14 protein-coding genes are annotated in these 18,290 nt (G+C 65.4%); 4 read left to right on the top strand and 10 right to left on the bottom strand.

Translation table 11 applies throughout. The annotated features are described in order from the left end of the window. Positions 1 to 120 precede the first annotated feature (120 nt). From PY310_RS13270 to PY310_RS13255, 4 genes are all read right to left on the bottom strand, one after another. A complete protein-coding gene (locus PY310_RS13270; protein ID WP_419095487.1) occupies positions 121 to 2,145 on the bottom strand; it encodes an ABC transporter ATP-binding protein in 2,025 nt (674 codons plus the stop codon). Then, positions 2,142 to 3,890 carry an ABC transporter ATP-binding protein gene (locus PY310_RS13265; RefSeq protein ID WP_275214892.1) on the bottom strand — a complete coding sequence of 583 codons (1,749 nt, stop codon included), beginning with the start codon at positions 3,888 to 3,890 and terminating at the stop codon, positions 2,142 to 2,144. Before PY310_RS13265 ends, PY310_RS13270 begins: the two co-directional genes overlap by 4 nt. A 123-nt stretch (positions 3,891 to 4,013) precedes the next feature. Next, a complete protein-coding gene (locus PY310_RS13260; protein WP_275214891.1) occupies positions 4,014 to 4,406 on the bottom strand; it encodes a nuclear transport factor 2 family protein in 393 nt (130 codons plus the stop codon). 100 nt (positions 4,407 to 4,506) lie between these two features. After that, entirely contained in the window at positions 4,507 to 5,445 is a 939-nt protein-coding gene (locus PY310_RS13255) for a LysR family transcriptional regulator (protein WP_275214890.1), read from the bottom strand. A 241-nt stretch (positions 5,446 to 5,686) separates the two neighbouring features. Between PY310_RS13255 and PY310_RS13250 the strand changes: the two genes are divergently transcribed. From PY310_RS13250 to PY310_RS13240, 3 genes are all read left to right on the top strand, one after another. Further along, the gene (locus PY310_RS13250) at positions 5,687 to 6,805 is read left to right on the top strand and encodes a PrpF domain-containing protein (protein WP_275214889.1); all 1,119 of its coding nucleotides are present in this window, start codon (positions 5,687 to 5,689) and stop codon (positions 6,803 to 6,805) included. A 12-nt stretch (positions 6,806 to 6,817) separates the two neighbouring features. Then, positions 6,818 to 8,266: an SLC13 family permease gene (locus PY310_RS13245; RefSeq protein ID WP_275214888.1), complete on the top strand. Its 1,449-nt coding sequence runs from the start codon at positions 6,818 to 6,820 to the stop codon at positions 8,264 to 8,266. Between the two features lie 164 nt (positions 8,267 to 8,430). Beyond that, positions 8,431 to 9,699, top strand: coding sequence for a helix-turn-helix transcriptional regulator (locus tag PY310_RS13240; RefSeq protein ID WP_275214887.1), 1,269 nt, complete (start codon positions 8,431 to 8,433; stop codon positions 9,697 to 9,699). 82 nt (positions 9,700 to 9,781) lie between these two features. Here PY310_RS13240 and PY310_RS13235 read toward each other — a convergent pair whose 3' ends face one another. From PY310_RS13235 to hxlB, 5 genes are all read right to left on the bottom strand, one after another. Then, positions 9,782 to 12,160, bottom strand: a complete 2,379-nt coding sequence (locus PY310_RS13235; protein ID WP_275214885.1) for an FdhF/YdeP family oxidoreductase — start codon at positions 12,158 to 12,160, stop codon at positions 9,782 to 9,784. Between the two features lie 110 nt (positions 12,161 to 12,270). Further along, positions 12,271 to 12,891: an MBL fold metallo-hydrolase gene (locus PY310_RS13230; protein ID WP_275214884.1), complete on the bottom strand. Its 621-nt coding sequence runs from the start codon at positions 12,889 to 12,891 to the stop codon at positions 12,271 to 12,273. Beyond that, complete coding sequence (locus PY310_RS13225; RefSeq protein WP_275214883.1) at positions 12,891 to 13,994, bottom strand: S-(hydroxymethyl)mycothiol dehydrogenase; 1,104 nt, start codon at positions 13,992 to 13,994, stop codon at positions 12,891 to 12,893. The genes PY310_RS13230 and PY310_RS13225 overlap by 1 nt, the downstream gene beginning before the upstream one ends. A gap of 152 nt (positions 13,995 to 14,146) precedes the next feature. Beyond that, positions 14,147 to 14,770 carry a 3-hexulose-6-phosphate synthase gene (gene hxlA / locus PY310_RS13220; protein ID WP_275214882.1) on the bottom strand — a complete coding sequence of 208 codons (624 nt, stop codon included), beginning with the start codon at positions 14,768 to 14,770 and terminating at the stop codon, positions 14,147 to 14,149. A 56-nt stretch (positions 14,771 to 14,826) separates the two neighbouring features. After that, complete coding sequence (gene hxlB / locus PY310_RS13215; protein ID WP_419095485.1) at positions 14,827 to 15,423, bottom strand: 6-phospho-3-hexuloisomerase; 597 nt, start codon at positions 15,421 to 15,423, stop codon at positions 14,827 to 14,829. Positions 15,424 to 15,707: 284 nt separating this feature from the next. Here hxlB and PY310_RS13210 point away from each other — a divergent pair, with 284 nt between their 5' ends. Further along, a complete protein-coding gene (locus tag PY310_RS13210; protein ID WP_275214881.1) occupies positions 15,708 to 16,610 on the top strand; it encodes an SRPBCC family protein in 903 nt (300 codons plus the stop codon). Positions 16,611 to 16,893: 283 nt separating this feature from the next. Here PY310_RS13210 and PY310_RS13205 read toward each other — a convergent pair whose 3' ends face one another. Then, positions 16,894 to 18,225 (bottom strand): MFS transporter, encoded by a 1,332-nt coding sequence (locus PY310_RS13205; RefSeq protein ID WP_275214880.1) that lies wholly within the window; start codon positions 18,223 to 18,225, stop codon positions 16,894 to 16,896. Positions 18,226 to 18,290: the final 65 nt, after the last annotated feature.

Genomic DNA, 18,290 nt, shown 5'->3' with positions numbered 1-18,290 from the left:
CTCATTTCCGTCGGTTGTGCCTGGCAAAACTAGAGTTAACCGATCCCAATTCTTGGACCGGCAAAGGTCTCGTGGCGCAGTAAATCGAATAGTACATAGGCCTGCCCATTGCTAGTGCCTCTAAACCTCCGCCACCGGAGCAGCGAACTGTGCCTCATACAGCCGCGCATAGGCCCCGCCGGCAGCCAGCAGCGAAGCGTGCGTGCCCTGCTCCACGATCTGCCCAGCCTCCATCACCAGGATGAGGTCGGCGTCGCGGATCGTGGACAGCCGGTGGGCGATCACAAACGACGTACGGTCGGACCGCAAAGCACTCATGGCCTTCTGCACCAGCACCTCGGTCCGGGTGTCCACGGACGAAGTCGCCTCGTCCAGGATCAGCACGGACGGCCGGGCCAGGAATGCCCGGGCAATCGTCAGCAGCTGCTTCTCGCCCGCGGACACGTTGGACGCCTCGTCGTCCAGCACCGTGTCGTAGCCCTCGGGCAGGGAGCGCACGAACCAGGCCCCGTACGTGGCCTTCGCGGCCTCCAGAATCTCGTCTTCCGAGGCGGTTGGCCGGCCGTACGCGATGTTGTCCCGGATGGTGCCGCCGAACAGCCACGTATCCTGCAGCACCATGCCCATCCGCGAGCGCAGCTCACGGCGCGGCACCGAGGTGATGTCGACGCCGTCGAGCGTTATCCGCCCCGCATCAATCTCGTAGAACCGCATCATCAGGTTCACCAGGGTGGTCTTCCCCGCCCCGGTGGGCCCCACAATCGCCACCGTCTGCCCCGGCTCCGCCACCAGGGACAGCGACGAGATCAGCGGCTTGTCCGGCGAATACGAGAACGATACATCCTCAAACACCAGCCGTCCCCGCCCGAACGCAGGCCCCGTGGACGGGGCAGGTTCAACGGATTCCTCCGGGGTGTCCAGCAGCTCGAACACCCGCTCGGCGGACGCCACCCCGGACTGCAGCAGGTTGGCCATGGACCCCAGCTGCGCCAGGGGCTGGGTGAACTGCCGCGAGTACTGGATGAACGCCTGCACATCGCCGAGCTGCATGGCCCCGGACGCCACCTGCAGGCCGCCCACCACCGCGATCCCCACATACACCAGGTTCCCGATGAACGTCATGGCCGGCATGATCAGCCCCGAGATGAACTGCGCGCCGAAGCTCGCGTCATACAGCTCCACGTTCTTCTGCCGGAACCGCTCCTCCACCTCGCGCTGCCGGCCGAACACCTTCACCAGCGCATGCCCGGTGTAGGTTTCCTCGATCTGCCCGTTCAACTCGCCGGTGTTCTTCCACTGCGCCACGAACAGCTTTTGCGAGCGCTTGGCGATCAGCGCCGTGATGCCCAGCGTCAGCGGGATGGTCACCAGCGCAATCAGCGCCAGGGTGGGCGAGAGGATCACCATCATCACCAGCACCCCCACCACCGTCAGCACCGACGTGACCGCCTGGCTGATGGACTGCTGCAGGCTCTGGGAGATGTTGTCCACGTCGTTTGTCACCCGGCTCAGCAGTTCACCGCGCTGGACGGAATCGAAATACCGCAGCGGCAGCCGGTTGATCTTCGCCTCGATCTTTTCCCGCAGCCCGTACACGGTCCGCTGCACCACGCCGTTCAGCACATATGCCTGCACCCACATGAACACCGAGGCCAGCACATACAGCACCAGCGCCCACGCCAGCACGCTGGACAGCGCCGCGAAATCGATTCCGTGCCCCGGGGTCAGCGCCATGGGCGTGAGCATGTCCGCCTTCTGGTTCTCGCCCGCCGCCCGCAGCTGCGCAATCAGCTGCTCCTTGCTCAGGCCGGGCGGCAGCTGCTTGGACACCACGCCCGCGAAAATCAGGTTGGTGCCCTCCCCCAGCAGCCGCGGCCCGATCACCGAGAGCGTCACGCTCCCAACACCCATCACCAGCACCAGGATCAGCCAGGGCCATTCCGGCCGCAGCGTGCCCAGCAGCCGCCGCGCGGACGGCCAGAAGTTCATTGCCTTCTCGGCCGGGACGTTCATTCCCGCGAACGGGCCGCCGTGCCCGGGGCCGCCGCGCGGCCGTGGGATGCGCATGACCTCGGCGCTGCCGGCTTTCGGGGCACCTGCAGTTCCGGGAGCAGCGGACGACGGCGGCCGGTGGGTTGAGCTCATACCGTTTCCTCCGCTGACAGCTGGGAGGAGACGATCTCCCGGTAGGTTTCGGATGTGTCCAGCAGTTCGTGGTGCGTTCCGTGCGCCACGATCCTGCCGTTGTCGAGCACCAGGATCTGGTCCGCGTCCACGATGCTGGAGACGCGCTGGGCGATGATCACCAGGGTGGCGCCGGCGGTGTTGCGCTTGAGCGCCTGGCGGAGCCGGGCGTCCGTGCCGGTGTCCAGGGAGGAGAAGGAGTCGTCAAAGATGTACAGCTCGGGCCGTTTCACCAGGGCCCGGGCGATGGCCAGCCGCTGCCGCTGCCCGCCGGAGACGTTGGTGCCGCCCTGCGAGATCTCCGCATCCAGGCCGCCCTCCATCTCTTCCACGAAATCCCGGGCCTGGGCGATCTCCAGTGCCGTCCAGAGTTCGTCCTCGCTGGCGTCCGGCTTGCCGTACTGCAGGTTGCTGCGGACGGTCCCGGAGAACAGGTAGGGCTTCTGCGGGACGAGCCCGATGTGGCCCCAGAGGAGGTCCGGGTGCAGCTCGCGCACGTCCACCCCGTTCATCATCACCGCACCGGAGGTGGCGTCGAACAGCCGCGGCATGAGGTTCACCAGCGTGGTTTTGCCGGAGCCGGTGCTGCCGATGATCGCCGTCGTCTGCCCCGCCTTGGCCGTGAAACTGATGCCGGACAGGACCGGCTGATCGGCACCCGGGTAGGCGAATCCGACGTCGCGCATTTCCAGCGTGCCGCGGCGCCGGCCGTCCGGTGACACGGCACTGGTGACGGGGTTTTTCGGCGGCCGCACGCTTGATTCGGTGTTCAGCACCTCGCCGATCCGGTCCGCGGACACCGAGGCGCGCGGGATCATCACCGCCATGAAGGTGGCCATCATGACGGACATCAGGATCTGCAGCAGGTAGCTCAGGAACGCGATCAGGGTGCCCACCTGCATGGAGCCGTCCTCGATCCGGAAGGAGCCGAACCAGATCACGGCCACGCTGGAGATGTTCAGCACCAGCATCACCACGGGGAACGCGAGCGCCATCAGCCGGCCGGCACGCAGCGCGGTGTCTGTGACGTCCTCGTTGGCGCGGCCGAACCGGGCCGTCTCGATGTCCTCGCGCACAAACGCCCGCACCACGCGGATGCCGGTCAGCTGTTCGCGCAGGACGCGGTTCACGGTGTCGATCCGCTTCTGCATCTTCCGGAACAGCGGCACCATGCGGGTAATGATCAGGCCGATGCCCACCAGCAGCGCGGGCACGGCCACCGCGATCAGCCAGGACAGCTGAACGTCCTGCCGGACCGCCATGATCACCCCGCCAATGGCCAGCATCGGAGCGGACACCATCAGGGTGGCGGACATCAGCACCAGCTGCTGGACCTGCTGGACGTCGTTGGTGGAACGGGTGATGAGGCTGGGAGCCCCGAACTTGGTGACTTCCTGTTCCGAGAATTCACCCACCCGTCCGAAGATCGCGCCGCGCAGGTCCCGGCCCAGGCCCATCGCGGCCTTCGCCCCGAAGTACACGGCAATGGTGGCGCAGATGATCTGCAGCAGGGTGATGCCCAGCATCAGGGTGCCCAGGTTGAGGATGACGCCGGTATCGCCCTTGGCCACACCTTCATCAATAATGTCCGCGTTCAGCGTGGGCAGGTACAGGGACGCGATGGACTGCGCCAGCTGGAAAACCACGACGGCGATCAGCAGCTGCCGGTGCGGCCGCAGGTATTCAACAAGCAGTTTCCAGAGCATCAGACCCCAAACGTTCCGTCCCGCGATTTGTGGTGCGGAGGTCAGTTTACGTCCGGAGGCTGGGAAGTGGGCCTGTTCCCGCCGGGGAAAAGTGGCCAGTTCTCGGAGGGCGGATTTTGGCCCTTAGGCCCAAAATTCCGAGGTCTTGGCCGTGTCCTCCTGGAACTCGTTGACCTCGGTGACTTTGCCGTCCCTGAGCGTGAAGACGAAGGCGCCGTGCTGAGACAGGGACTGGCCATTCCGTTCAGCCTGCGCGGTCTGCAGGGCCACCGTATGGCTCTCGCCGGCGATGACATCCTGAAGCTCAGCTTTTACCGTGCCGCCTGACCGTGAAAACAGCTCGCCGAAATAGGCCAGAATCTCCTCTTTCCCCTGTTTGACCCCGGCGAGGCCACCGCTTCCGCCGACGCGCCAGACCGCATCAGGGGCGAAGAGGTCCTTGAGCGTTTCAATATCGCCCGAATTGAATGCTTCATAGCCGCGCCGCACCACTGCGGCGTCTTCCTGAACGCCCATTGCGAACCCTTTCCAACGCCATTGTCGGGGTCCCCAGCCCAGCAATTTTAAGCCTGGCGCCGGGGGTTGTCCATGGCGCACGGGTCCGCCGCTCTGACCCCTACAGATAGTCCCCAGCGTGCTCGCGGGCGATTTCCAGGAGGGTGGAGTGGAAGGCGACCTCGGCCGGGGCGTACACCTTGTCCTGGCGTTGAGCGAGCAGCACCCGGCGCATGGGCGCGGCTCCCCCGAGGCTGATGACCCGCACGTCCGGGTGCTGGAGGGCGACGGCGGTCTTGGGCACCAGTGCCACGCCCATGCCCACGCTGACCATGGCCTGGGCCTCCTGGTAGTCATTGGCGAGGAAGCCGATGGTGGGCTCGAACCCTGCGTCGTGCGCTGAACGCTGCAGGACTTCGACCACGGGGTGGGCCTCCGCGCGGACTATCCAGGACTCCTTCCGCAGTTCCTCCATCTTCACCTCGTCCCGGCCGGCGAGCGGATGGCCGCGGGCTACGAGGATGACGGTGCTCTCCTGGAAGACCTCGGTGATCCGGATGGAATCATCCTGGAACCGGTTCCAGGGATAGTCCCAGAGCAGGCACAGTCCGGTGACGCCGGACTCGAGGTCGGACACGAGTTCGTCAAAGCGGGCGCTGCGCACCGAGAGTCCGATGGCGGGGTACCGCTTCTTGAAGGCGCGGATGACCACCGGCAGGAAGGAACCGGCAATCGTGGGGAACGTACCTACGGTCAGGGAGCCGCGCCGCAGCCCGGCGATCTGGTCAAGATCGGACTGCGCCGCCCGCATCTGGCCGATGATCCTGCGGGCATGCCCGGCCAGCACCTGGCCCGCCTCGGTGGGCACCACACCCCGGGAGCGGCGGTTGAGGAGCGGCTGCCCCACTTCCTGTTCCAGTTTCCGCAGCTGCTGGGAAACGGCCGACGGCGTGTACATCATCAGGTCAGCCGCAGCGGTGATGGACCCCTGCTCCACGACCTCAACCAGCAGGGCCAAGCGGCGGATGTCGAATAAATCCTGGTTGTCATCGTTAAGCAACGCTTCACCCTTCTGTCAGAGGAGTTCATTCTATGCAGTCGTGCGCGCATCGGCACGCTTACAGGGGCACTTTTTGACGAGGACAGCGGTCATGGACCGATCCTAAGCACTTATCTGCCAGTGATTGTAGTATCTCTACATATCCCATTACTTATCCAACATTGTCTTCATATGTGATCCGGCTCATTCTCTTATCAGGCGCCCTGAACAGAATGCATGACCCGAGAGATGTGGGAAGACAATGAAGATAGAAGCTGAATGGATGCGCGGAGGCACCAGCAAGTGCTGGGTCTTCGAAACGGAGCACCTGGACCAGACCCGCACCAGCCTGGATGAGCTGCTGCCGCGGCTGTTCGGGAGCCCTGATTACCGGCAGATTGATGGCGTCGGCGGGGCAACCTCGACCACCAGCAAGGCGATGATCCTGCGGCGCCCCGCGGACGCGGAGGTCGACGTCGAATTCACCTTTGCCCAGGTGGGCATCGAAGAGGCAGCGGTGGACTGGGGCAGCAACTGCGGGAACTGCTCCGCGGTGGTGGGGCTTTACGCCATCGAAAAAGGCTGGGTGGTCCCCCGCGGAGACGTCACCCGGATCGTCACCCGCAACACCAACACCGGCCAGATCATCATCCAGCGCGTGGCCACCCCCGCGGGGGCGCTGCCGATCGTTCCGGATGCCCAGATGCCGGGCGTAGCCTTTCCCGGCTACCGGGTGGGCCTCGGCTTTCAGGACCCGGCCGGCAAGACGACCGGAAAGCTGCTGCCCACCGGCTCCGCAACCGACACCATCACCGCCGGCGGAACGCGGTGGACAGTATCAATGGTCGACGCCGGAGCACCGGTGGTGATCGTCCGCGCCGAACAGCTGGGGCTGGACCCCTCCCGGTACGGGAGCTGGGCGTCAGGGGTGGAACTGCAGCTGGAAACGCTGGAGCAGATCCGTCGCCAGGCTGCGGTCCGGATGGGGCTCGCGTCAACGGTTGCCGCCGCCGCCCGCGCCATCCCCAAACTCGCCATCGTTGCCTCCCCGGCCCAGCCGGACCCGGACTCCGATGTCAGCGTCATGATGCTCTCCATGGGCAAGCCGCACCCGGCCCTGGCCATCACCGGAAGCATCGCACTGACTCTCGCCGCCCGGACACCGGGCACTGTCCTGAGCAGCATCACCGGCGACGCCCCGCGGAGCAGGCTTCGGCTCCGCACCCCCGCAGGGGTGCTCGAGACCTGGAGCGAGGAGGACGACGCGTCCCTGCTGATCGGCGTCGAACGCACTGCCCGCACCATCGCCACCACCATCATCCACGTCCCCGAGGCCCTCGGCAGCGCCGTCGAAACCTCACTCGCATCAGCCACTCAATGAGGAGTCAAGATCATGACTAAAACCATTTACGAGCCTGCTTCCGAAGCAAAGAGCGACATCCGCGAAACCCCTGCCACGCGTCCCAACCGCCGCCGCCGTATCCTGCTGGTAGCGGTAGCCGCGGCCGCGATCCTGGGTCTGATTGCCCTCGTGTTCGGGGGTGCCGTCTTCAACCCGGCAGCCACCCCGGAATCGGAGCCGAGCATGACCGCAACGCAGATCATTCCCCTGGTCATCCTGGTGGTGATGTTTGTCGTCGCCACCAAATGGCCCCTGAACATCGGGGTCATGGGCCTGGTGGCCTCCTTCGGCGTCGGATACTTCATGCTGGGCATGAGCGACAAGCAGATCCTCGACGAGTTCCCCGCCAGCATCGTCCTGACCATCATCGGCGTCACCTACTTCTTCAGCATGGCCCAGCGGAACGGCACCATCAACATCATCGTCCAGACGTGCGTGCGGCTGGTGAGGGGTAAGACCATGCTGCTCCCCTGGGTGTTCTTCCTGATCGCTGCCGCCCTGACCTCGCTGGGCACCTTCTCCCCGGCAGCCATCGCACTCCTGGCCCCCGCGGCCATCGGATTCGCCTACGAGTCCCGCATCCACCCCGTCCTGATGGGCGCCTTCATCATCAACGGCGCCCACGCCGGCGGTTTCTCCCCGCTCTCTGTCGCCGGTGTGCTGGTCCACGACATCTCGGTCAAGAACGGCTTTGCCATCGACCAGGGCTCGCTGTTCGTGGCCAGCTTCGCCCTGAACCTCATCCTCTCCGCCCTCACCGTGGCGCTGTTCGCCCTCCTGGGCAAGCTGCGCGACAGCCACGGCGGCCAGCACGCCGACGTGGACACCTCCCGGACAGGCCGTCCCCACGGCCAGCAAATCCTCACCCTGGCCCTGATCGCCATCATGCTGGTGTGCACGCTGGGCTTCCACATGCCGATCGGCTTTGTGGCCCTCGCCGCCGGCCTTCTGCTGGCCTTCGTGAACATCAAGGAACACCAGACCTTCATCGGCGGAATCTCCTGGTCCACCGTTCTGCTGGTGGCCGGCATGATCACCTACGTCTCCCTGCTCCAGCACGTCGGCGTCATCGACACCCTGGCCGAGCAGGCCCTGGCGCTGGGCGCACCCCTGCTGATCGCCCTGGTCCTCTGCTACGTGATCGGCGTCGGCTCGGCCTTCGCGTCCTCCACCGCACTGCTCACCGCATTCATTCCCCTGGCCGGCCCGCTGCTGGCCACCAGTTCCCTCAGTGCATCCGGCACCGTTGCCGCCCTCGCCATCGCCGCCACCGTGGTTGACGTCTCGCCGTTCTCCACCGACGGCGCACTGGTGGTCGCCAACGCCCGCCCCGACGACCGGCAGCGCGTCTACAAGCAGCTGATGGCCTACGCCGGCGGTGTTGTGCTGGTAGCCCCGGCCCTCGCCTGGGCCCTGCTGGTGCCTACCGGCATCATGTAGCAGGTCCGCCCGTCACCGACAACGCAAAGTGGTCCGCCGGCATCAGCTGGCGGACCACTTGCTTAGCAGCATCTGAGCTGCCAGGTCACCGTTCCCGCGGGCGGGATGCGAAAATGGCAAGGAATCCCGTTATCCATTCCTGACCCATCCGCAAGGAATTCAGCATGCCTCTCCCAGACCTGCCGTGGCCGCTATTACAGAGCGTGGCAGCCTTGGCCGATGCCCCGCTCGCCCTGATAGCGGAGCGTCTGCGCGAAGCCACACTCCCCTACCTGGCCAGCAGTGCCCTGGTAATCTTCACAGAAGACTGCACGGGCCGGCCGCAGAAGAAGGCGGGCGATGAGGACATCATTTCCCGGGTCTCCATCACCGAGCTGGATACAGTCCGGGCCACCCTTAAGGATGAGGTGCCCTGGTTTGGGGAAGCCAGGCTCGCGGGACAGCCCCGCCGGGTGCTGGCCCTGAAGCACGCCTCCAGCAACGCCCTGCTCGTCTTCACTGATCCCGCCACCGATGCCGAGCGCGCCGATGCCCTGAAGCTCGTGACGTATCTGTGGCACCTGACTGCGCGGCGGATCCGGGAGAAAGTGGCGGACGCGCCGCCGTCGTACCTGCTCGAATCCCGTGCGGCATCCGCTGAACGCCTCCGCGTGACGGCGGAACTGACAGATCTGCACTCCACCACCCTGGAGACCCTGCTGGCGGCCCTGCGGTCATCCTCGCTGGACGATGCGGCAGCCCGCATCACCGTCACCGACCTCACCGCCAAAGCTTTGATCGGGCTCCGGACCCACAGCGACCGCACCACGGACCTGGTGCAGGAGCCGGTCGCCAAGGCCTTCGAACGCCTGCGGGAGGACCTGCGGCCGCTCACACGCTACAGCGGCATCGAGATCGAATTTATTGAACCGCCGCTGAACGGAAGGGCCCTGCCTGGCGAAGTTGCGCACGCGGCACGGGCCATCGTCCGCGGGCTGGTGCTGGCCATGACGGAGCAGCCGGATGTCAGCAGGGTGCGGACGCAGTGGGACTGCGACGGCGACAACCTGCTGATCAACGTCCGCGACGACGGCCGGGGTGCACTTAAGGCCGACTCCCCGAGCATCGCCCGCCTGGACCGCCGCGTGCAGGCCCTCACCGGAACCCTGCGGATCGACGTGATGCCGGGCTGGGGTGCGGACGTTTTTGTCACCCTCCCGTTGGACCTGAAGAAGACAAGCCCGGCCGGGGATGTGGCCGGCTGGGACCTTGCCGCCCGGGAGCTCGAGGTACTCGAGCACCTTGTGGCCGGGCACCGCAACCGGACCATCGCCTCCACCCTGGGCATCAGCGAGAACACGGTTAAGTTCCATGTGCGGAACCTGTTCAGGAAGCTCGACGTCGGCTCCCGCACCGAGGCGATCGCGCTGGCACACAGCCACGGACTCCGGTGACGAGGCAAGCCCGCTGACCGGCCAACGCGCAACGGCCCCGCCTCCCTGATTCACTGGGAGACTGGGCCGTTGCGTTATTGGATCAGCCGGCAGCGGCCAGCGCAGCAGAATCCTGGGCTGCTTCCGCCCCCGCTGCCTCCGACTCTGTTCCGTCCGGCTCCGCCAGGTGCGGCACGAACCGGACAAACATCGCCTTGAAACCCGGAGTGTTCGATTCCCGGGCCACGTTCTCTTTGTGGACCAGGGCGTTGGCTTCGGGGAAGTACGCGGCGGCGCAGCCCTTCGCCGTCGGGTAGGCCACCAGGCGGAACTTGTCCGCCTGCCGGTCGTGACCACGGAAGGTGCTGACCACGTCCACGAGGTCCCGGTCCTTGAAGCCGAGTTCGGCGAGGTCTTCGGGGTGCACCAGGATCACCCGGCGGCCGCCCGAGATGCCGCGGTACCGGTCGTCCAGGCCGTAGAAGGTGGTGTTGTACTGGTCGTGGCTGCGGATGGTCTGGAGCACCAGGTGGCCGTCCGGCGGGGTCAGGTATTCCAGCGGACTCACGGTGAAGCGGCCGCGGCCGATGTCCGTCTTGAAGGAGCGGGTATCGCGCGGCGGGTTGGGCAGCACAAACCCGTTCTTGGTGCGGACCCTGGTGTTGAAGTCTTCGAACCCGGGCAGGACCCGGGAAATGTGGTCACGGACCACGTCGTAGTCCTCGGCCATGGCTTTCCAGTCCACCGGGTGGTCCGGCCCGAAGGTCGCCTCGGCCATCCGCGCCACAATGACGGGCTCGGCAAGCAGGTGGTCCGAGACCGGCTGGAGCCTGCCCTGGGTGGAGTGGACCACGGACATGGAGTCCTCCACGGACAGGAACTGGGCGCCCTTGGGGTGCTTATCGTCCTTGTCCGTCCGGCCCAGGGTGGGCAGGATCAGCGAGGTGCGGCCATGCACGATGTGGGACCGGTTGGGTTTGGTGGAGATGTGCACAGTCAGGCCAATCCGCTGCATGCCCGCTTCCAGGGTTTCGGTATCCGAGCAGGCCAGCGAGAAGTTGCCGCCCATGGACACAAAAACGTCCACCTCGTCGCGCTCAAAAGCCTCCATGGACTCGACAGCGTCGTGGCCGTGATGCCGCGGCGACTGGATTCCGAACTCGGCGTCCAGTGCGTCGAGGAGCCATTCCTTGGGCTTTTCCCAGATACCCATGGTCCGGTCACCTTGGACGTTGGAGTGTCCGCGGACGGGGCAGGCACCGGCGCCGGGCTTGCCGAAGTTGCCCTGCAGGAGCAGGACGTTGACCATTTCCTTGATGGTGTCCACCGAGTGCGGCTGTTGGGTCACGCCCAGGGCCCAGCAGAAGATGGTGGCCTTGGACTTGATGAGCATTCCGGCCACGGTTTCGATCTGTCCGCGGGACAGCCCGGTGGCCTTCTCCGTCTCATCCCAGTCCAGTTCTTTGCGGGCTTCGGTGTAGGCGTCGAACCCATCGGTTTGTGCGTCAATGAAGGAACGGTCCACGACGGTGCCCGGGTTGCGTTCCTCCTCCGCCAGGAGCAGGTGGCCCAGTGCCTGGAAGAGTGCGAGGTCACCACCCACCTTGATCTGCAGGTATTCATCGGCCAGCGGCGTGCCGCCGCCCACCACGCCGGAGACGGTCTGGGGGTCCTTGAAGTTGAACAGGCCGGCTTCCGGGAGGGGGTTAACGGCCACCACCTTGCCGCCCTTGTCCTTGCATTCCTTCAGCGCGGACAGCATGCGTGGGTGGTTGGTGCCCGGGTTCTGCCCCACCACGAAGATGAGTTCGGAATCGTGGATGTCCTCCAGGGACACGGTGCCCTTGCCGATGCCGATTGTCGGGTTCAGAGCCGAACCGGAGGACTCGTGGCACATGTTGGAGCAGTCCGGCAGGTTGTTGGTGCCCAGGGCGCGGGCGAAGAGCTGGTACATAAACGCGGTCTCGTTCGCGGTCCGCCCGGAGGTGTAAAAAACGCAGCGGTCCGGGGTGGAAGCCCGGATGTGTTCGCCGATCAGGTCGAAGGCCTCGGCCCAGGAGATCGGCGAATAGTGTGACTCCCCCTCCCGGATCACCACCGGTTCGCTGATCCGTCCCTGGTTGCCCAGCCAGTATTCGGTCTTGGTTGAGAGTTCGGCGATGGAATGCGTGGCCCAGAACTCAGCCCCCACCGTGCGCAGGGTGTTCTCCTCGGCCACCGCCTTGGCCCCGTTCTCGCAGAACTCTGCCGCCTTGCGCTTGGTGGCCGATTCGGGCCAGGCGCAGCCGGGGCAGTCGAATCCGCCCTGCTGGTTCAGCCGCAGCAGGGACTGCGCGGTCCGTGTCACGCCGGCCTGGGCCACGGCGCGTTCCAAGGCCACCATCACGGCCTTGACTCCGGCCGCTTCCGTTTTGGGCTTGTGGACTTCGAGGTTGTCCTCGTTGATGTCCGCGACCGGTGCGGGCTGCTTACCGAACTTCATTGTTCCAACTTCCTTTGCGGCTCACGCCGTTCTTGTCCAAAACGCCCGTTGAGGCGCGCCAGCTGTCCTGGCGCGCCTCAACGGGGCTACTGCTGTTTCGCGACCCTGCTTTACTCGGAAACCTTAGCCAGCGTTTCCCGTTCAGCACCAATGGTGGTGTTGTCGCCGTGGCCGGTGCGGACCACTGTCTCCGTCGGCAGGACGAGGAGCCGCTCCCGGATGGACGCCAGGATGGTGGGATAGTCGCTGTAGGACCGTCCCGTTGCCCCGGGTCCACCGTTGAAGAGAGTATCGCCGGTGAACACCGTTCCCTCTGTCTCAAGGTAGAAACAGGTGGAGCCGGGGGAATGTCCCGGGGTGTGGATGGCCAGCAGCGCCGTGCCGCCCACCTCGAAAATATCGCCGTCGCCGTGGTACCGGTCCGGGTCCGCATCCGGGTAAACCTGCTTCCAGAGGACCAGGTCCTCCGGGTTCAGGATGATCGGGGCGCCGACGGCGGCGGCAACCTCACGTGCCGCGCCGATGTGGTCGTTGTGCGCGTGGGTCAGCAGGATGGCCAGGACCTTACGGCCGCGGACCTGGTTGATGATCGCAGCCGCATCGTGCGGGGAATCGATGATCACGCACTCATCGTCGTTGCCCACAATCCAGACGTTGTTGTCCACATCCCACGTTCCGCCGTCGAGCGAAAACGTGCCCGAGGTGACCAGGTTTTCAATGGTGACGCCCATCAGGAAGTCACCGCGGCGGGGAGTTCAACTACCGAGCGCAGCACCTTGCCCTCGTGCATCTTGCCGAACGCTTCCTCGACCTGGTCGATGGAAATCCGCTCGGACACGAACGCGTCCAGGTCCAGGTTGCCCTGCTTGTAATGCGCCACGAGCATGGGGAAGTCCCGGGAGGGCAGGCAGTCGCCGTACCAGGAGGACTTCAGCGATCCTCCCCGGCCAAAGACATCCAGCAGCGGCAGCTCAAGCTTCATGTCCGGCGCCGGGACACCCACCAGGACCACGCGGCCGGCGAGGTCGCGGGCGTAGAACGCCTGCTTGTAGGTTTCGGGGCGTCCGACGGCGTCAATCACCACGTCCGCGCCGTTGCCGCCTGTGAGGGCCCGAATTGCCTCGATGGGGTCTTCCTGGCTGGAATCCACGCCGTGGGTGGCGCCAAGGGATTTGGCCATCTCCACCTTCTTGGCGTCGATGTCCACCGCGATGATGGTGGTGGCGCCCGCGAGCTTTGCCCCGGCGATCGCGGCGATGCCCACGCCGCCGCAGCCGATGACAGCCACGGATTCGCCGCGCTTGACCTCGCCCGTGTTGATGGCTGCACCAATGCCTGCCATCACGCCGCAGCCGAGCAGCCCGACGGCGGCGGGATCGACGTCGTCGTCAATTTTTGTGCACTGCCCGGCGGCAACAAGAGTCTTCTCCGCGAACGCGCCAATGCCCAGCGCGGGAGAGAGTTCGGTTCCGTCCTCGAGGGTCATTTTCTGCGTCGCGTTGTGCGTGTTGAAGCAGTACTGCGGCTGGCCCTTGGCGCAGGCGCGGCATTCCCCGCAGACGGCGCGCCAGTTCAGGATCACCCGGTCGCCCGGGGCCACCTGCGTGACATCGGGACCCACCGCGCTGACCACGCCGGTGGCCTCATGGCCCAGCAGGTAAGGGAAGTCATCGCCGATGGCACCCTGCTTGTAGTGCAGGTCGGTGTGGCAGACGCCGCAGGTGAGAATGTCCACCAGGGCCTCCCCCGGCCCGGGATCCGGGACCAGAATGGTCTCCAGCGAAACCGGGGCGTTCTTCTCCCTGACAATGACGGCCTGTACTTTATGCACCATTATTCTTGTGTTCCTTTCCTGGATCCGTTCGGACCCGGTGAATCGGCACCAAATGCCAATCTAACTGACGTGACGGGGTTCCACATCTTTGCTTGTGCGATCCCGCTAAGGAGATCATCAACCGCGGGGATGCCCAGTCAGTTAATGGCGGCTTAGTTGATGGCCGCGCGGAGCTGCTTGGCCGCCAGGGCGGGGTCAGCTGCCCCGTAAATTGCGCTGCCGGCAACGGCAACATCGGCGCCGGCCTTCTGGACGTCTGCGATGGTGGCAAGCTTCACGCCGCCTGCCACGGAGAACGGGACCCGGGCTTCCGTGCCGGCCAGGAGCAGGGCGTTCAGGTCGAAGCCCGGCTGCGCCTGCTCGTCCAGGCCGGCGTGCATCTCCACGAACTTCGCGCCCAGGGCGCGTACTTCCTTGGCGCGGGTGACCTTGTCAGCCACGCCGATGAGGTCGACAACGATGCCTTTGCTATGGGCCTTGGCAGCCTTGACAGCGCCGGCGATGGTGGAGTCATCGGCTGCACCGAGCACGGTGACCAGGTCAGCCCCGGCTTTGAACGCAATGTCCGCCTCCAGTTCGCCGGCGTCCATGGTCTTGAGGTCGGCGAAGACCAGTTTGTCCGGGTGGGCGTTCTTGATGGCGGTGACGGCGGAGAGGCCTTCGGCTTTGATCAGCGGGGTACCGAGTTCGATGATGTCAACGTATTCGGCAACCTGGCCGGCGACTTCGAGCGCCGCTTCGGTGGTCAGGAGGTCGATGGCAACTTGGAGCTTCATGAGGATGTTGTCTTTCTGTTGGGAACTGCCGTTGGTGTCGAGGTTGAGTGCAGGAATTATTCGAGGTTGGCGTGCCGGAGCCAGAGCTCATCGGCGGGCACATCCGCGTTGTCCCACAGGGACTGGAAGACGGCTTCGGTGGCCAGGAAAAGGACCTGTTCGAAGAGCGACCCGGAATACTGGCGGGAAACCCCGGAGCCATGATCGGTCTTCTGTGCGGCGGGAATGATCACCAGCGCATCGGCCAGCTCCGCCAGCGGTGAAGCGGCATTGGTGGTGAACGCGGCAATGCGCGCTCCCGCTCCAGCCGCCGTTTCTGCTGACGTGACCACACCGGAGGTGGTTCCCGATCCCGAGGCCACCAGCAGCAGGTCGCCGGATGCAATGGCGGGGGTGGTGGTGTCCCCGGCGACGTGAACTGTCAGGCCCAGGTGCATGAGCCGCATGGCGGCCATGCGCAGGACCAGGCCGCTGCGGCCTGCTCCTGCCACAAACACCTTGCCGGGACGGACGAGGTGCCGGGCCACGCCGGCAATCTGCTGTTTGTCGAGCTTGGCCGCCGTGTCCACGATCTCCTCACGGACAAGGGAGAGGTTCCGGGCAATGTCCTCCGGGCCGGTGCACCCACGAACCACGCTTGCTGTCAGAGTCACGCGTCTTTCCCATCTCTTCGGTCGGCCGCGCAGCAGCCGAATGCCGCTTTGCTGCTATCCATCCTTCCGAAGCGAGCGGGCAGGGGTAATCCTGTTTTCTGACGGTTCTACCTACACTTTCGGATAGGTGCGGCCGCCCGTGCAGGAGCGGCGGAAGTATCTGCAACTACCGCCGGCGGCGCCGTCCGGGTTGACCTCGATGCCGCCCCGGACGATATGCTAAGCATGCTGATGAATTGATTACGTCCTTCATCAGGTCCGGTTCTACTCTCGAAGGAGATGTTATGAGCACGAAGGTGGAGAAGCGCATTTTGGTTAACGTGCCGGTGAGCACGGCTTACAACCAGTGGACGCAGTTCGAAGAATTCCCGCACTTCATGGGCGGGGTAAAGAGCGTGAAGCAGACCAGCGACGACCAGCTGGAATGGGTAGCGGAGATCGCCGGGGTCCGCAGGCAGTGGACTGCGAAGGTGCTGGAGCAGATCCCAGACCGCAAGGTCGCCTGGGCAGCCACCGAAGGCGCCACCAATGCCGGGGCGGTGGAGTTCGAGGACGTGGGCGGCGGCCAGACCTCGCTGCGGCTCACCCTCGAATACGATCCCGAGGGCATCGTTGAAAAGGTCGGCGACAAACTGAACGTTGTTGACCGCCAGGCCGAAGCTGACCTGCAGCGGTTCAAGGAGTTTATTGAGGACGAACGCTACGCCAGCGGCGCCTGGCGGGGGTCGGTCAACGAGGGCGCTTCCGTAGGTACTCCGGGAGTCGGGGATGCCGGCGCCTCACGCGGCGATTCGGGCAAGGCGGGCATTTCCGGCAAGGTGGCAGCAGCGGCAGGAGTGGCAGCAGTTGCCGGCGCCGCCGCGGCCATGAGGGCGGGCAAGGACTCATCCGAGGCCGGGGAGGCGGCTTCTCCGGGGGCGCCGGTCACCGGTGAGCCGGCGCCGATCCAGCATGTGCCCGCCAATTCAGTGACCAGTACGACGTCGGATCTTGGCGCCGGGGGTGACGCCACCGTGGGCGGCGCGGACCGCGCCCCGGGGCATCCCTTCGACCAGACCAATGGCCTGGTGGACTTCGAGGGTGAATCCGACGGAACGGCCGAGGGTGAGATCCGCAGCGCGGCCAAGCGTCGCGAGGAGCCCGGTCCCGGGCCGATTCCTCCGCTTGGCGGAACCGCTGAGCGCTGACCACCCCTGCGAAACTGGCCGCGGCCGCTAACCGGAACGGCCCGGCTCCCGCACTGCAAGTGACGGGGCGGAGCCGCCGTCGGGCGCTCTTTGACTGGAAGCCCCCGCGCGAGGTGAACTCGAGCGCGGGGGCTTCCATGGTTTCGTTGGGGGAAACCGAAACAAATCTACCGGCTGCCAACCGGCACCCGGGCGGCCACAGACCGCCCTGGCGAAATCTTGACTGAACCTTGAGCCGGCGGGGGTGGAGCCCTAAGGCGCCACCCCCGCCGGCCGCGCGGATTCAGTGGTGGCTGACACCCAGCGGACGGCCCCTGGTCTCCTTGGCAAGCAGGACGCCGATGGCCGAGATGACGCAGAGGATCATGATGTAGATACCGATGGAGCCAGTCCATTTGGTGCTCTGCAGCAGGGTCTCAGCGATGGTGGCGGCGAACGCGCCGCCCAGGATCGCACCGAATGCGTAGCCGATGGAGATGCCCGAGTAGCGCACGTTGGCCGGGAACATTTCGGCGTACATGGCGGACATCGGGCCGTAGGAGAGGCCCAGGCCGACGGTCAGGACGAACAGCGCCACGCCGTAGAGCATGATGTCCTTGGTGTCGATCAGGGCGAACATCGGGATCATCCAGGCGAAGACGATGGCGTAGCCGATCAGGAAGGTCTTTACCCGGCCGATCTTGTCGGAGAGCCAGCCTCCCACCAGCGTGAAGATCAACCACCCGAAGGAAGCCAGGGTGGTGGCGAGCAGGATCTGCGCCACCGGCATCTTCAGCGACTTGGTGGCGTAGGAGATGAAGAACGCGATCAGGAGGTAGCCGGCGGCGTTGTTGCCGATGAAGATCATGGTGGAGTACAGCACCGGCAGCTTGTGGTTCCGGATCAGTTCGCCCAGCGGCGCCTTGCTCTCTTCCTTGCGGTCCTGCATCTCCTTGAAGACGGGGCTCTCGGCAACCGCCCGGCGGATCAGGTATCCCACCACGATCAGCACGATCGAGAGCAGGAACGGCATCCGCCAGCCCCATGCGGCGAAGTCTTCCTTGGACATGGACGTGTTCAGGAAGTACAGCAGGCCGGTGGCGAGGATCATGCCGACCGGAACACCGATCTGCGGGTAGGCGCCGAACAGGCCGCGCTTGCTCATCGGGGCGTGCTCAACAGCCATCAGGGCTGCACCGCCCCATTCACCGCCGGCCGAGAAGCCCTGGATGACGCGGAGCAGGATCAGCAGGACAGGAGCCCAGAAGCCGATCTGTGCGTAGGTGGGCAGCATACCGATCAGCGCCGTAGCGGCGCCCATCATGATCAGGGTGAAGACCAGCATGGCCTTCCGGCCCAGGCGGTCACCCAGGTGGCCGGCGACGATCGCTCCCAGCGGGCGGAAGAGGAAGCTGATGCCGATCAGGGCAAAGGACAGGATCTGCGCAAGGCCGGGGTTGGAGTCGTTCAGCGGGGCAAGGAACAGCGGGGACAGCAGCGTTGCCGTCAGCTGGGCGAAGATGAAGAAGTCGTACCACTCGATGGTGGTGCCCACGAGGGTCCCCGCAAGGACTTTTCGTTCCTCGTGTTTGCTGCTGGGACCCGACTCTGAATCGACGTGTGAAGTTGCGGTCATTGGAACTCCATGGCTGGGGCAGCACTGCTGCCTGGGGATGAGGGTCGAGAGATTTACTGATCGAA

This window comes from Pseudarthrobacter naphthalenicus, assembly GCF_029076445.1.
GTDB lineage: Bacteria > Actinomycetota > Actinomycetes > Actinomycetales > Micrococcaceae > Arthrobacter > Arthrobacter naphthalenicus.
The sequence above is the reverse complement of the archived record's forward strand: the minus strand, read 5'-3'. Positions and strand labels throughout refer to the sequence as shown.